The organism is Salinimicrobium profundisediminis (genome assembly GCF_026241755.1).
In the GTDB taxonomy this organism is placed as follows: domain Bacteria; phylum Bacteroidota; class Bacteroidia; order Flavobacteriales; family Flavobacteriaceae; genus Salinimicrobium; species Salinimicrobium profundisediminis.
This window is the reverse complement of sequence record NZ_JAPJDA010000009.1, coordinates 17,097-32,854: the sequence shown is the minus strand read 5'-3', so window position 1 is coordinate 32,854 and position 15,758 is coordinate 17,097. Positions and strand designations below refer to the sequence as shown.

Annotated in this window: 12 protein-coding genes; 6 read left to right on the top strand and 6 right to left on the bottom strand. The window is 36.9% G+C overall.

The genetic code is table 11. The features are described from left to right. Positions 1–151 precede the first annotated feature (151 nt). Both OQ279_RS06750 and OQ279_RS06745 read right to left on the bottom strand, forming a co-directional pair. Complete coding sequence (locus OQ279_RS06750) at positions 152–1,336, bottom strand: VapE domain-containing protein (RefSeq protein WP_266069100.1); 1,185 nt, start codon at positions 1,334–1,336, stop codon at positions 152–154. 21 nt (positions 1,337–1,357) lie between these two features. Next, entirely contained in the window at positions 1,358–1,651 is a 294-nt protein-coding gene (locus OQ279_RS06745; RefSeq protein WP_266069099.1) for a helix-turn-helix domain-containing protein, read from the bottom strand. A 310-nt stretch (positions 1,652–1,961) separates the two neighbouring features. Here OQ279_RS06745 and OQ279_RS06740 point away from each other — a divergent pair, with 310 nt between their 5' ends. The 4 genes from OQ279_RS06740 to OQ279_RS06725 all read left to right on the top strand — a co-directional run bounded on the left by OQ279_RS06740 (position 1,962) and on the right by OQ279_RS06725 (position 3,970). Continuing rightward, positions 1,962–2,168, top strand: coding sequence for a helix-turn-helix domain-containing protein (locus tag OQ279_RS06740; RefSeq protein WP_266069098.1), 207 nt, complete (start codon positions 1,962–1,964; stop codon positions 2,166–2,168). Positions 2,169–2,171: 3 nt separating this feature from the next. After that, positions 2,172–2,507 (top strand): HipA N-terminal domain-containing protein, encoded by a 336-nt coding sequence (locus tag OQ279_RS06735; RefSeq protein ID WP_266069097.1) that lies wholly within the window; start codon positions 2,172–2,174, stop codon positions 2,505–2,507. Continuing rightward, the gene (locus tag OQ279_RS06730) at positions 2,497–3,441 is read left to right on the top strand and encodes a HipA domain-containing protein (protein ID WP_266069096.1); all 945 of its coding nucleotides are present in this window, start codon (positions 2,497–2,499) and stop codon (positions 3,439–3,441) included. Before OQ279_RS06735 ends, OQ279_RS06730 begins: the two co-directional genes overlap by 11 nt. A gap of 241 nt (positions 3,442–3,682) precedes the next feature. Continuing rightward, entirely contained in the window at positions 3,683–3,970 is a 288-nt protein-coding gene (locus tag OQ279_RS06725; protein WP_266069095.1) for a helix-turn-helix domain-containing protein, read from the top strand. A gap of 1,037 nt (positions 3,971–5,007) precedes the next feature. Here the strand turns inward: OQ279_RS06725 and OQ279_RS06720 are convergent. Continuing rightward, positions 5,008–6,150, bottom strand: coding sequence for a site-specific integrase (locus tag OQ279_RS06720; RefSeq protein WP_266069094.1), 1,143 nt, complete (start codon positions 6,148–6,150; stop codon positions 5,008–5,010). Between the two features lie 338 nt (positions 6,151–6,488). Here OQ279_RS06720 and OQ279_RS06715 point away from each other — a divergent pair, with 338 nt between their 5' ends. Further along, positions 6,489–11,066 (top strand): AAA family ATPase, encoded by a 4,578-nt coding sequence (locus tag OQ279_RS06715; protein ID WP_266069093.1) that lies wholly within the window; start codon positions 6,489–6,491, stop codon positions 11,064–11,066. Between the two features lie 189 nt (positions 11,067–11,255). On the opposite strand, the gene OQ279_RS06710 is transcribed toward OQ279_RS06715, so the two are convergent. Both OQ279_RS06710 and mnmE read right to left on the bottom strand, forming a co-directional pair. Continuing rightward, the gene (locus tag OQ279_RS06710) at positions 11,256–11,612 is read right to left on the bottom strand and encodes a helix-turn-helix transcriptional regulator (protein WP_266069092.1); all 357 of its coding nucleotides are present in this window, start codon (positions 11,610–11,612) and stop codon (positions 11,256–11,258) included. A 460-nt stretch (positions 11,613–12,072) separates the two neighbouring features. Beyond that, positions 12,073–13,476 (bottom strand): tRNA uridine-5-carboxymethylaminomethyl(34) synthesis GTPase MnmE, encoded by a 1,404-nt coding sequence (gene mnmE, locus OQ279_RS06705; protein ID WP_266069091.1) that lies wholly within the window; start codon positions 13,474–13,476, stop codon positions 12,073–12,075. 307 nt (positions 13,477–13,783) lie between these two features. Here mnmE and OQ279_RS06700 point away from each other — a divergent pair, with 307 nt between their 5' ends. After that, complete coding sequence (locus OQ279_RS06700; protein WP_266069090.1) at positions 13,784–14,122, top strand: DUF4870 domain-containing protein; 339 nt, start codon at positions 13,784–13,786, stop codon at positions 14,120–14,122. A gap of 334 nt (positions 14,123–14,456) precedes the next feature. Here OQ279_RS06700 and dnaN read toward each other — a convergent pair whose 3' ends face one another. After that, positions 14,457–15,575: a DNA polymerase III subunit beta gene (gene dnaN, locus OQ279_RS06695; protein ID WP_266069089.1), complete on the bottom strand. Its 1,119-nt coding sequence runs from the start codon at positions 15,573–15,575 to the stop codon at positions 14,457–14,459. Between the last annotated feature and the right edge of the window lie 183 nt (positions 15,576–15,758).

Here is a 15,758-nt window from a genome sequence, read left to right as displayed (position 1 = left end):
GCCCAGTAAATACAAGGGTTTATTTCTTTTTTTGTTGTAATTTCTATCTACCCAATTACCCATGGGTAGATTCTAAAAAATCTAATTACCACATTAGAAGCCCAATGGTTTCAGGGGCTTTAAGGAGTTGGGGTAATTGGGTAAATAGTTTTTATAAAAGTTCTATGGGTGAAGCTTTAAACTTCGGTTTGATTAGATAGCCGTAGCTTCTTGTACTGCCGGATTTCACCCTTTCATATTCCAAAGATTTTAAAGCCCTTCCCATATTATACATGTTGAGACGCGGGTTAATAGGCGACAGCTCAATCACAAGTTCTGATGCTGTTTTAAAATCTGCAGGATCTGAACTGTGAGTGTAAAATTTGGAGATCATTTCCTCTTCCATATTGGATTCCCGGTACGTTCTATTTCTGGTTTCATTTTGCTGAATGTCATCCAGTGTAAGTTCAGAACAGAATTGCTCATCTATATAAGCCAGGTAGTATGCCTGGGCCCAGACCTTGTTTATATCAACCTCCCGGGAATAAGAGAAATCAATTGTTCCTTTGAGTTCAAAGCAGAGCCATCTGACAGATCCCGTTTCATCATTAAGAAAGGTTGCCCGGTTTGTTGATCCAATAAAACTACAGGTTCGGGGGAGTGTAGAATTCTTCCGATCATAAGGCAACCTTTCATTTATCATTGTCTTGGAGAAATAGGCTTTTAGAGCATTTATTTCTTTTTTTGCCAGGATAGATAATTCATCAAGGTTGATGAGGAAATTTCTTGTCAGTTGGATCCTTGCATCCTTATCAGTGGTCATGTCTTCGGCAAAATACCTGGAGAGGGCAGGAGGGTTTAGGAACCTACACCATGTTGATTTCCCGGAGTTCTGTTGAGAGTGAACCAGAACCAGGCACTGTTTGTTGAAGTACTCTTTTTCAATTCCACACCTTACGGTGCGAACAAGCCACTTCCTGAAATGATAGAGAAATAGATCTGGTTCCTTAAGCGGAAGATATGATGCGATTTCTTTAATGGGATCTCCGTTGTATGACTTCGGCAGCAATCGGAAGTATTCTTCTATGGGATTAAACTTCGGGACGAATTTGGATCTGAGGAAAATTTCAAGTTTTGCAGGAGTAACTTCTATGTTAGATTGTGCAAGTTCAATCATGAAAGAGTTCACATCCAGAATTTCCCATTCATTCTGATCTTTTAAAGAGATTTGAAAGTCATGTCCCAGTTCATCATATCTGATATCATACTTTTCACTGGTGTATTCAAAGATGAAGTCATAAACGGTTTTTTTCTTCTGTTCCTTCACCCCATAAAGCTTTTCATGTTTGCCATCCATAGCACAAAACTTTAGGAGGTTTTACAAAAATTTTTTCTTATTCCTGAAGGCGTAGTCAATAGCTTCAGTCTTTATTTCTCTTCCTGATTTCCGAGAATTAGAAAGCAACCATTCATCCAGTTTCTCTTTGGAGAAGTAGATCATTTTTCCTCTTGGTTTGGAAAAGGGAATTTCACCCTTGGCTGTCAGCTTGTAGAGATAGCTGCGGGAGATGCTCGAGTATTCACTTGCCTCTTCCAGAGACATCACAGTTTTACTTGCCCGTAGAAGATTTTCGATCCGGTCAAGTTGTTCCATAATTTTTAGTTCGTTCATTTTTATAGGTTTTAAGGTTGATAAATGAACAAAAGCGCTTTTGTTGGTAGAATTCTGGAGCTAAGCTAAAAAGGGAAACAGTTGAAAATGGATACATTGAATGCCCGGTATGGAAAATTGTCGATCATGTATGTGTTTTAGGAAAATAATCATGAGTGTCGAGTAGTAAGATTAATGGCATATACTGGAAAAATGTTCTGAAGCAAGTAAAGTATATGTTTTAGCATATAATACCTGTTTGTTCTTATTTTTTATATGTGATAACATATAATAGTGTATATTTGATTAAATTTATATCAGATCACATATAATGAAGAGTCTTTCGCAGTTTTTAAAAGAAAAGAGAAAAGAGAATAATCTTACCCAGGAAGAGTTCGCTGAGAGAGCAGGAGTGGCCTTAACCGTTATACGGAAGATTGAGCAAGGGAAAGAGAATCTGAATTTGGAAAAAGTAAATCATGTCCTAAAAATGTTTGGCCACGTATTGGCACCGGTGGAGCAAAAAGAAATTTTCTAAATTATGAGACAGGCAGAAATTTTTTATGGCAATACTTTAGCCGGGATCTTAACAGAAACCGACGAGGGAGAATACAAATTTGTATATGATAAAACTTATATGAAAGAAAGCCCTAACCAGTTTTTAACATTCACAATGCCGGTAAGAGAAGAACCCTATGTAGAAAAGCATCTTTTTCCTTTTTTCGAAGGTCTTATTCCTGAAGGCTGGTTACTTGATATTGCCTCCAAAAACTGGAAAATAAACAGGAGTGACCGTATGGGACTGCTTTTAGCCTGTTGTAAAAACTGTATAGGTGCAGTTAGTGTTCATCCAATAGCTGAGGGAAATGAAGAATAGATGTCTTTACTGTTACCAGGAGCTACAAAAAAGTGATTTTGAGGATTTCCACAGGAATTGTGTAAAAACTTTTTTTGGTACAGAAGAACCTCCAGAACTGGAATATTCGTTAAACCAGATGGTCAATCTTGCCAGGAATGTAGTTGAAAGACGTATTGCAGTGCCGGGAGTCCAACCGAAGTTATCACTTTCTCTTGTGGAAGGTTCTTTAAATGAAGAAGGGCAGAGGCTGACAGTGGTTGGAGCCCTGGGAGGAAAATACATTTTAAAACCACCTTCCGAAGCTTTTCCTCAGATGCCGGAGAACGAACATTTGACCATGAGGATTGCAGAAGCATTTGGAATTAAAACTGTGCTCTCAAACCTAATTCGGCTTCAGAGTGGCGAGTTGTCTTACATCACAAGAAGAGTAGATCGCACTGATGAAGATGAGAAAATTCATATGCTCGATATGTTCCAGATCCTTGAAGCTACAGACAAGTATAAAGGTTCAATGGAAAAGGTAGGAAAGGCTATTGGGCAATATTCCAACAACACATTATTGGATAAGCTCTACTTTTTTGAGTTAGCTGTTTTCAGTTTCCTAACAGGAAATAATGATATGCATCTCAAGAATTTCTCGCTTATCAAAAGAGGAAATATGTGGGGATTGTCACCTGCCTATGATTTGCTGAACGTTTCTATTGTTAATCCGGATGATGAGGAAGAACTTGCACTGACCCTGGAGGGTAAGAAGAGAAAACTTAGCAGAGAGCATTTTGAAAGCTTAGGTCTCAGTTTAAATTTGAACACGAAACAGATAAGTGGAGTTTTTAAAAGGTTTAACCGTAACAAGAAAGTTGCTTTAGACTGGATCCGTAAATCCTTTCTTTCTGAAGAATATCAAAAAAAATATTTACACCTTTTAGAGGAGCGTTACACCAAAATCAATTAAAATTAGAGGTTGGTAATACTGAATATACATGTCATTACGGGCTGCTCAATTTGAAATTTCGTGAGGCATAGTCAAGTGGTTAAGTCTGGAATTTTTTGATTTAGGAGAATTAGAAGGAGCCATTTTTCAAGTTTCTCTTAGTAGAAGTGGACCATATCCCATGGGCTTAGAGAAAGCACTTCTATAAAAGTGTCGTTTATTAATGTCAATAAGGGTATATTTGATGTAAATAAGCGACATTATGAAATCCAAAAAGGCGATAATCCTACCCAAGTACCAAAAAATATTTGATAAAATAGGAGAAAATATTAAGCTCGCCCGAAAGCGCAGGAAACTCACTGCCGCCCAGGTTGCAGAACGTGCCGGTATCCATCGCGCCACTTTGCACCGGGTCGAAAAGGGAGACGTTGCTGTTGCTATGGGAATTTATTTCAATGTACTTAAGGTTTTAAATTTGGAAAAGGACTTTTATCATATTGCTGAAGATGATCAACTGGGGCGCAAGCTTCAAGATCTAAATCTACTTTAGGAAATGGCAGAAGGAAAATTTTGTAAGCTTCCCCTAATTAGAACTGCTTGATGGTATAATAAAAGAAGTTTTGTCCGTTGTTGGGCAATGGAAAGCTGTTGCAAAACAAATTGGCCTGAGCAATGGTCAACAACTCTTAATGGCACCAGCCTTTAAAACGGATTTTAAATTTTTAGAACAGATTTTTTGGTGTACAAATTAACAAAACCAGCCTCAGGGAATAGAAAGGGCATAATTTAAATTTAATTCACAATTCTCAATTCGCGATTCGCGAATCGCGAATTGTAAGATGAAAACTCAATGGGATAAAAAAGATTTCTCATTGACCCTAATTGATTTTACTAAAAATTTGTTTCAATTCGAAATGTTTTTTGGATTGGCTACTTCTGGTAGGAGCATTTTTTATAGTATTATATTTATATCTCTTGCCGTCTGGCCTTACAATTAATTTCGAGCGGTCAAAAAAGTCTATAAGAGAAAGAGAATTATTGGGGAAGGTCTGAGCCAGTTGTTCAAAAAATTCCCGGCAACTTGGTCCGTCCATTTTTAAGTGAAGTTTAGAATTGTGTTCCTTCCAATCCTTTAGCAAAACATTTCTGAAATCCTCTAAGGCAGTCAAATCCTGGTTTAATAGATCAAATCTTACCAGTTCATTATAAAGTTGAATCAGCTGAAGATCAGATATAGAAATATTAAAATTTTGAGAAGATTCGGCAGTAGACCTCGTAACCTTTGGTACAAAAGTATTTTTAAATTTCTCAGTCCAGGTAAATTGACAAAAAAGGAATCCAAGAATAAATGTAAGCCATATTATTACCTGAATTAGAATTCCTTTAGTTTCTAGTGATGAATTGGAGTAGACCATAAGATGCATAAAGCCTAGTCCCGTCAGGTGCAGAAATATTCTGGGTTTTTCTACCTGCTTTTGCCAGTCAAAGGGTTCAACTAGAAAATAGTGAAAGATTGGTGTGGCCATGTGAATCACAAATCGCCCATACACATAAATAAGGGCTATACTAGCGAGGTATATAAACAGGTCAAAATTCATGATTTATTCCAAGCTCCGGGATCAAATAGGCAGCTTCCTTCTTTTTCTTATCTACTATTTTGGCATAAACCTGCGTAGTTCTAATTTCTCTGTGTCCTAAAACTTTAGACACTGTATATATATCAGCACCATTTTCTAACAAAAGAACCGCGTGCGTATGTCTGGCGCTGTGAAAAGTTATGTGCTTCGTGATACCCGCCCTCATACACCATCTTAGAATTTCGGCATTAAAGTGAGCTCCATATTTAAGTCCTTGAAATACACGGTCCTTTTCCTGCTTTCTTTTTCCCATTAAGTTCCGTGCCTGAGGAGAAATAAATTGGTACTCTTGTCCTGCAGTTTTCTTTTGCTTAAATACCAGTTGTGTCTCATCACCAGCTTCTCGAACTTCGGACCAGGTAAGTTTGTTGATGTCGCTCCATCTTAGTCCTGTAAGGCAACTAAATAAAAAAGCAGATTTGAGTATAGGATGTTTACATTCAGCTTTTGCCATTGCCTGGAGTTCCTCGTGGGTTAAATATTCTCTTGAAGTCTCTCCCTGGGCAAAACCTTTAACCGTAGTTGCATAATTTTTACTGGTATATCCCTCTTCAAAGGCCTTTCTCAAGCATGCCTTAAATTTATTATAGTAGGTGAATCTGGTGTTTTGGGATAAGGGAGTGCTTGATTTGGTTCTAGCATTAACTGCAAGATACTTTTTAAACCCTAGCACAAATTCTTCATCAATATCTTCAAAAGTGATTTTTCTTTTTTTGCAGTAGTTTTCTATATGCTTTTGAGCGGCATCCCAGTTATCATAGTTTCCTTTAGTCTCATATCGTTCTTCCTTCAATTTATCATAGTAGGTAAGAAATTGCAGTTTATTTTTGGACCTGTCTTTAATACCATATTTACCTTGAGCATATTCAGCGCGACGGATGGCCAGTATTTGTTCTGCTTTAGTCTGCACTTCCTCATTAGCTTTTCTATCCTGAGGTGTCTGAGGATCCATTATGAGGTATTCTTTCAGGTATTCAAATTGACGTGCATGTTCTGTTTTTCCCTGGTCGTTTTGACTTGAACCCTTGTAATATTCGATGTACAGACTGTACTTTCCGGTCGTAAGCTTCTTTTTTCTCAGTGTAATTTTCATGGCTTTATTATTTTTTACAGAAACAAGAAATTTATGGTATAAAAAGAGAAAGGAAAGATAAGTAAACTTGCTGAAAATCAGAATAGTTAAAAGAATATCATTTGGTTTTAAATGATATTATAATTTAAACATCTTGCGGATTCGCTTGTTGAAATATTCTTATGGGTAAAAAGTCATCAATTATTGTTTTATTTATGGATCCTTGCTCGGGTAGTCATAACAAGCGTGGAGATTTTTTGTTCGTAAGCAGGTGGATTAAATGTCATTTCTGCAAAACAGATTAAACAAATTTTTAAAACCAAATTCGTAAACCTATCTTTAGACCTAAAGTTTTGAATGTGTCTGAAATCCTGTTTATTAAACCTAAAATTACCGGAAAACATTCGGCTCCGGTAGCTCTTGAAAATAAAGGCTTTCCTTATAATGAACTAGCAGATCATAGAAGATATGAAGAGCTGGTTTATTCTATTTTTCAGGAAAAAATAAGAAGTAAAGATTTTCTAGCTTTTGATGAGATAAGTTTGATGAGCGGAGTTAGAGATAAGGGAAGAGACTGCACATTATACACGAGATCCAGTTTTACAGGGCTTATTCAGTGTAAAAAATATGCATCTCCTCTTGGTAAAAACCGATTTGGTGAAGAGCTGATAAAGTTCTTGCTATATACTTTGGTTTATGAGGAGGTGAAGTTTGATATAAATCGGTTTACGTACTACATAGCAGCTTCCAGTGGTTTCGCTGATTCCTGTAGTGACTTTATAGATAAGATTAAAGTTGAGATCAGGAATGACCAGGCTGTAATTCAATGGATTCAAAAGCATCTGAAAAATGAATTATTTTCAGAGATTAAAATTGATAATGCTCTTTCTTATGTCATTTTGGTACTTGAGAATATAAATGTTAAAAAGATTAACCCTCAGGACCTTGATCGCTATTTAAGTCAAAGAGAATGCAAAGAACTCATTCCGTTATTTTTTCAGGTAAGAAGTGTGGTTGATAACGAAGAAGTAAAAAATTTGGCTGTGCAATTAGAAGAAATGGTAGGGAGCCAGCTTAATGAGGAACAGATAAGGCACCAATTATCATTAGGATCTAATAGCTTAAAGCTGGAAAAGAACGAGTTTGATGAAATACCGAACTCACATATTCCCCGAGAAGAAACCCAAAGGCTTTTAAAATGGATTCATGAACCCTTAGAAGTCAATAGCGAAAATAAACCATTAAACATCTGTATTTTAGCTGGTGATGCTGGAATGGGTAAAACAGTGATATTAAAGGATCTTTATGAGGCTTTATCCCAAGATTCTATTCCGGTACTTGGTTTAAAGACAGATAAGATATATGTCTCCTCAATCAATGAATTCCAACATATGGTGGGGTTGAGTATTCCCATAATTGACTTCCTAAATAAATGTGAGGAGAAGTTTACGAAAACTGTTTTAATTCTGGATCAATTAGATGCTTTATCTCAATCTATGTCGAGTGAGCGAAATTACCTAATGGTATTTAAGTCACTTATCGATTACTTCACACATCGTCCTAAAATTCGTCTTGTTCTGTCCATTCGGTTAAAAGATCTATTTTATGATCCAACTCTAAAGTCTTATCGGGCTATCGAACATATTAAAGTCGGCCTTTTGAGCGAAGACCAGGTTCTCAGTCAACTAAAAAAACTGGATATAACCCATGAACGGCTTCCTGCCAAGCTAATTTATCTACTAAGGGTTCCTCATCACCTAAACATATTTTCTCGTATTGCTAAGGGTAAAAGCAACTTTACGGGCTTACTATCCATTCATGACCTTTATAGTGAATTATGGAAGCAACAAGTAATTTTGAAACCGGAAAATCTGGGGTTAAAATCAAAAAGAATCAGGAAATTGCTATATAAAATTGTCCAGTATTTTTTTGAGAATCAACGAACAGAGGTGCACTTAAACAGATTTGAAAAATTCTCAAGGGAGTTATCTTATCTGGAAAGTGAACATCTTATTAAGCGAGAAAAGGATCAACTTCAGCTTTTTCATCAGACATTTTATGATTTCATTTTTGCTAAGAAATTTGTCGAGGACCAGAAGGACCTTTTAAGTTACATACTTGAACAGGAGCAATCATTACTGATTCGTTCTGCCGTAAAAATGATTGTCAGTTATTTAAGAGAGTTTGATCCCCATAAGTATTACGCAACTAACAAAATTTTATTAAAGGATAGCAGAGTTTTATTTCATATCAAGCATATGTTGATATCCCTTTTGGCTTTCCAGGAAGAACCGACAAAAGAAGAATCAGCTTTACTTCTAGATTGCTTAAAGCACTCAATAGCTTTAAAAATTTTGTTTTTCGAATTAGCTCGGTCAGATAGCTGGTTCAAGGTAATAGTAGAGGAAGATAAATTTAAATTTTTAAATGATCCGCCTCAAGATTCCGTACCTGAGAATGAAGGAAAGGAAGAACGTAATACCAGATACCTGTGGAATACTGGGATTAATTTTCTGAGTTATTATGTGAATAAAAATAATATTGATGCTTGGAGTTTTGTAGAAAATGAAACTGTGCCGGAAGTCAAGAAGGAAATATTGTTAAGGAGGGAAGATTGGTCGCACCCAAAGACCTATGCGCTTTATAAGGACTGTCCTCCTTTGGAATTTACCTCTTTCCATTATCAAACTATAATGGCGAATCTGGTGAAGTTTAAACCAGCTTTTGTATGGGAAGAGCTGAAAGACTACTTTCTTTCTAATTCTTACCTTCAGAAGGCTTATCCACATGATTACACTTTAATCAACACTTTACAGGTCTTAGTTAAGAAAATTCCGGAAGTTCTTATTCCTGATTTAATGGAAAAGGTTATTTATGATCTTGATAATCCTGAGAAGGAAAGCGAGCAAATGGATTTTTCTTCTTCTAACCCATATGAGGGAGTGGACTTGGAAACTGAGGAAGATCCAGGAGGAAAGGATGTTGTTTATCAAATACTTGCTAAAGGACTTAGGTCGGCAGCAGAGGCTGGTTCACCAGTGTATTTAAAGTTTTTAAAGCAATATAATTGTTCAGAGTACTTTCCAGTATTAAGGCTCATCGTCTTTAGTCTGCAAGGGAATGAAAGGCAGTATTTCGATTCGGTATTTCATTTATTACAATTATTTAACAAACTAGGTCTTTTGGGGTTTTATGATAAACCTGGCCGAGAGTTCCGGAATCTGTTAGGTGAGGCTTTTCATTATTTTACTGATTTTCAAAAGGAAGAGAGTTTAAATATTATAAGGGAACTTAGAGTTCCTAGTGAAGCGTTTGTTATTAAACGGCGAAATAAATCTTATTATATAAAATCTTGGGGGTTGAGTAAACTGGGATTATTACGCTGTATCCCAATGGCCATTATTTGCGGAAATGCAGATTTACTAAAGCAATATCTTGAGCTTCAACGTAAATTTCCGGATTTTGATGACATTTCTTCTAATCGCGCTATGGCGGGAATAGTTCAGCGCCCTTTGCAAGATACGGCTTATGAACTAATGTCAAAACGACAATGGTTGCGTTCATTCATAAAATATAACAAAGACCGGACACAGTTTCAGAAGGAATTTTTGAAAGGCGGTTTACATGAGCACTCTTGGGCGTTTCAAGAGGCAGTAAAGAAGGATCCAAGTCCTGAAAAAATAAGTATTATAAAAGAGAGTATTGGGCATCACCAAATCGATAGTTCTTACCCTATTCTTGGACTTAGTGGCTTATGTGAAGCAAAAGGAGATCCTAAAAAAGTGGAAGCCTTATTCAAAAAGATTCTGGCGGATGTTAATTTTGAGAGTCAGCTTATGGCTTGCATTAGGATAGCAGAATTTCTTATTAAAAACGAACAAGCAGATCGAACAATTTTTAATTTTTTGTTAGATACGAGTAAAAAGACTCCTATAGATAAACACCAACAGTTAAGGGATCCTTCAGCAAAAACCTCTATTAATGGTTTGGTTACTCAAGGTATTAATTCTGTTCATGGTTCCATTGCACAAGCTCTCGCTTTTTGTTCCAGTACAGAGATGGAGGTGGAGGTTTTTGATTTTATTGGCCACTTATTTACTTCTCATAGTGCGTCCACAAAGGCGGTATTGTTGTTCAGATATGCCTATTTGATGAGTCTCAATAAAGAGAAGGCATTCAGGCTGTTTATAGAATATATGACAATGGAGGAAGATGTTTTCGTGTTGGCATCTTCTTTAGAAGCCTTGAATTATTTAACAAACCATAATTTTGAGGCTACTATACCCATCCTATCCAAAATGGTTCGTTCTGACAGATTGGGAAGTGAGGATACACGACTGTTGTTTAGTATTTTATATAGGGGAACTATACATGAGAAAAGTGGGGCGGAAGACTTGCTCTATAAACTTCTAAAACATAGCCCGGATGCAAGAAACACGTCTTTTAATCAAATAATAAAACATTATCAAGAACCTTTTATACCTAGCGAACTATCGAACAAGGTGTTGTTGTACGCTTTAAAAAATATTCAGCCAAATGAGTTTTCCCAGAGGCGCAGATTTTTCTTTAATAAAATGGAGGGTATTCCTTTAGAAAATATTTACCCTTTTTTAAAGGAGTATGTGGAGTCTCCTGAATTTAGTCCTTCGGATAACTTTGTTTCTTACTTATTGCATCAGTGTCATCACTCCCCTGAAAAGGCAATTTCTCTCTTTGAATCTTTGTTAAAGCAGACTCAAAAAATCAACACTAACAATATAATGTACGGGAACCATGCCTTGGTAACTCGTTTTATTGTTGGTGCTTTTCATGCGTTGAACACCTCGAGTCCGGCGGTAAAAGATCTACGTAAAACTCTTCTAGTAATGTTGGATATGGTTTTGCAGGATGTAAGATTCTGGCATAAAAATCTGAAGTTATTGGAGGAGTTGACCTAATATCCAATAGTATTACCACCAGTGCACCTATAACCGACCGGATAAATCGCATAGTGGATAGTTCCTCACTTTCCACCTCGGCAAATAGCTATTTTTAAGAGTTCAGTAGATCCGGCTTGATTAAAAAGTTTAGGGTTGTAATCTGAAGTACAATTTTTTGCGGTTTAACAAACCAATACATGGCCTATGTTAGGAGATAATTTTGTCCAAAGATTTTTTATTAATTCTAGTTAACCGCTTTGAAAGATTCACACCTTTTATCGTTCCATCATTCAATAGTCTATATATAGTTTTTGTAGAGCAGCCTACTATGATTGCTGCATCCTGGGCCGACAAATACTCCTTGTGTTTTAGTGCTTCCAGGTCCTTACTGATCTTGTTGTCTTTCCGACTTTTTACTTCTCCTCTTAGCTTCTTATTCTTCAATTTCATTTTATAGTCTCTGCTATTACATGTGTGTGAACAATATCTTGTTTTTAATGTCTTAGCTATAAAATTTTTACCACAGAAATCACAGGTTGATTCTACCCTAATATTAGTGCTCATGATCTGAATTTTTAACTTACATAAACAAAGATAAGGAGATTTAAGGGTATATAAGGGTAAATAAGAAGAAATAAGGATAAATAAGGGTAATTAAGGGGAAATAAGGGACATAATCTCGCCGAATAATTTTCCAAATCTTGTGTTGTTAAATAGGAGTTTATTTACAATAACCTATTTAATAACAGGGGTTTATGTATATATTAGTCTCTGAGTAAAATTCTTTACTCAGAGATGAAAAGTATGGATTAATTGGCGAAATTATTACAATGGATGCCATGAGGTGTAAATTTTTACACCTCGTTTATCACAATTATGGACGAGGTGTAAACTAGGTGTAAATATATTCTAAACATGGGTGAAAATGGGAAAAGATAGAAGTGACGAAAATGTCCAGTATTACGGGGTTTTATTAGGTTTTATTGGGATTTGTGATCAAATAATACCAAATTAAATTTCCTGTTTATTTGCCAATACAAAAATTCGAAAAAATATTCCCAAGCAGGTCATCATTGGTGATCTCGCCGGTGATCTCTCCAAAATAGTGCAGGGCTTCCCGAATATCGATCGCCAGCAGGTCGCCAGAAAGATTGTGGTTTAGCCCATCCTGAACCTTGTTAATCTCTTCCAGGGCTGAAAGCAGGGCATTGTAATGTCGACTGTTGGTTACAATGGTATTATTGTTACGCAGCTCGCCGGTGTTCACAAACTGCAGAAGTTTTTGTTGGAGTTCTTCCACGCCTGTTCCACTTTTAGCGGAAATTGGCAAATAGTGAGAGCCTTCTACGGAGTTCAGGGTGACATTAAGTTCTGCAATTTCAGATTCAGATGATTGATCTATCTTATTGGCAACAATGATTAAAGGCTTCTGCGGAAATTGATTCTTTATTTTTTCAATCTCCACCCTGAACCTTGAACCTTGTACCTTGAACTTTTCGGCGTCAAGCAGAAAAATTACTACCTGCGCCTGACTTATCTTTTCAAAGGTTCTTTTGATCCCAATGCTTTCCACTACATCTTCGGTTTCACGAATTCCGGCAGTGTCAATAAACCTGAAGCCAATTCCCCCAATGGAGATCTCATCTTCAATGGTATCACGCGTGGTACCGGCAATTTCAGAAACTATTGCTCTTTCCTCGTTTAAAAGGGCATTTAGAAGTGTCGATTTCCCAACGTTAGGTTCGCCTACAATTGCTACGGGTATTCCATTCTTTAAAACATTCCCTACAGCGAAGGAATCGATAAGCTTTTTAAGTACATTTTGAATGCGGCTTACCAGTTGTTTGAATTCATCGCGATTGGCAAATTCCACATCTTCTTCAGCAAAATCGAGTTCTAATTCTATTAAGGAAGCAAAATCAAGAAGTTCCTGTCGTAGTTTCTGAATTTCGTTTGAAAATCCCCCGCGCATTTGCTGCATCGCCATTTGATGGCTGGCAGCATTTTCCGAAGAAATAAGATCGGCCACAGCTTCTGCCTGGCTTAGGTCCATTTTTCCATTGAGGAAGGCACGTAAGGTAAATTCGCCGGCTTCGGCAGAACGACAGCCTCTTCTAATCAACAACTGAATGATCTCCTGCTGTATATAGGGGCTACCGTGACAGGAAACCTCGATAGTATTTTCTCCGGTATAAGATTTTGGCCCATGAAAAACTGAAATCAGTACCTCGTCGATAATTCTTTCTCCATCAATAATATTTCCAAGGTGTAGCGTGTGCGAAGGTTGATCTAAAAGGTCCTTTTTGCTTTTTGCTCTAAAAATGGGAGCTACCAGCTTCACTGCATCGGGCCCTGAAACTCTTATCACTGCTATAGCTCCGGCACCCGAAGGAGTGGCAAGTGCTACGATGTTGTCGTTTAATTTCATGATGCAAAAGTAGCGAAATGAAGTTAAAAGTTAGAAGTACTTAAATGTTGTAAATAAGGAATGTATCTGGTCGTTTAACCAGGCAATTCTGATTTTGACATTTATGAAGAGGAAAGCCCCACGGAATAAGAGAACTTACTTCCAAACTTATTTTTCCTATTCTCTTAATATTGGGTATTGCGAAGAATGGAGGCTGCAAGTTAGAATAAAAAAACACTATCTTTTATAACATAGTACTATATTAAATCGTATATTTGAAGTATAATCATCAATCAAATCAAAAATGGAATATTCAAATGCAACAATCATGAGAGAAGACAGACAGTTATTAATGCTTACCCACCTGAGTCAGTTACTGGACCTGGTAACGGGGATTGGCGGATTTCTAGTTCCGCTGGTTATTTGGCTTACGCAAAAAGAAAAGGTTCTGGGGATGGACGCCCATGGGAAAATGATCCTGAATTTCCAGATCTCCCTTTTTATCTATTCTATTATTGCTATACCGCTCATCTTTTTGTTCGGACTGGGAATTCTTATCCTCATTGGTATCGGTATTATTGCTATAGTTTTTCCGATACTTAATGCAATAAAAGTCAACAATGGAGAAATTCCGTCTTATCCAATGAGCATAAATATTTTAAAATAATAGGCTTTGGGCGTTTAAAGAGAAGTTTCCGCTTGAGGTAACACTAATAAAATTAGAAGCACAATTAAATAAAACGAACCTGCAAGGTGATTTTTCACTCTGTAGGTTTTTTTCTGAAGTATTGTCAAGCGTAGTGAGTTTCCCATTCTGGTCAAAATAAATCTTCTTCCAAAGAAGAGAAAGATATAAAGTAAAATACCCTCTGAAAAATGTCATTTTTCAGAGGGTATTTTTTTATCTAACAGCCTCCGAAGGAGGCAATCTAAAATCTAAAATCTAAAATCTAAAATCTAAAATCTAAAATCTAAAATCTAAAATCTAACAGCGCAGCGATTTAATTGTTCAACATTACCGGCATCACAAGCATTGTTACCTGCTCTCCATCATCTAATCCGTCTACAGGAGTAAGTATTCCGGCGCGGTTTGGAAGGCTCATTTCAAGCTGCACTTCATTAGCATTAAGGTTCGAAAGCATTTCGGTAAGAAAACGGGAATTAAATCCAATTTGCATATCGTCTCCCTGGTAAGAACAGGTAAGCCGTTCCTCGGCCTTGTTGCTGTAATCTACATCTTCCGCAGAAATATTTAGTTCAGCACCTGCAATCTTCAGGCGAACCTGGTGTGTTGTTTTATTAGAGAAAATAGAGACCCTTTTTACTGAGCTAAGGAATTGCCCGCGGTCAATGACCAGTTTATTCGGATTTTCCTTAGGGATTACCGCTTCATAATTCGGATATTTCCCGTCAATAAGTCGGCAAACCAAAGTGGTGTCTTCAAAAGTAAAACGTGCGTTTGACTCGTTGTATTCAATAATAACTTCAGAATCTGAACCCGAAAGAATTCCTTTTAACAGGTTCAGGGGTTTTTTCGGCATAATAAATTCTGCCGTTTGAGAAGCCGCAATATCGTTTCGAGAATATTTTACCAGTTTATGAGCATCTGTAGCTACAAAAGTAAGGCTGTCCTGGGTGAACTGGAAAAATACCCCACTCATTACAGGTCTCAGGTCGTCATTTCCCGAAGCAAAAATGGTTTTGCTAATGGCCGTTGCCAAAATATCTCCCACAATAGCAGTACTGCTTGGCTCTTCAAGGCTCACAGCCTTTGGGAATTCTTCACCGCCGGCATAAGCCAGGGCATACTTCCCGTGGTTAGAACTTAGCTCAATGGTATTGTTATCTTCCACTACAAAAGTCAGCGGCTGTTCCGGAAAAGTCTTTAAAGTTTCCAGTAACAGGCGGGCAGGCACTGCAATTTTTCCTTCAGAATCAGATTCTACAGAAAGTTTGGCAGACATTGTAGTCTCCAAATCTGATGCAGAAACGGTAAGTTCGTCTTGATTTAATTCAAAAAGGAAGTTATCCAGAATAGGCAGAGTGTTGTTATTGTTAATCACACCCCCCAGTATTTGTAGCTGTTTTAGCAAATATGTGCTCGATACAATAAATTTCATTGGCTTCGTAATAAGTTAATCTTGATACAAATATATCCTAATCCTTCAAAAGGCATGAAAGCAGGAGTCATTTTTTATTAACAGTAAATCCTCTAAAATACCTTTCAAAAATGTCATTTTCAGCATCTTATGTTTTTTATATTCTGAAATTGTTAATAAACAAAGGCTTTCCTGAAGAAGTGC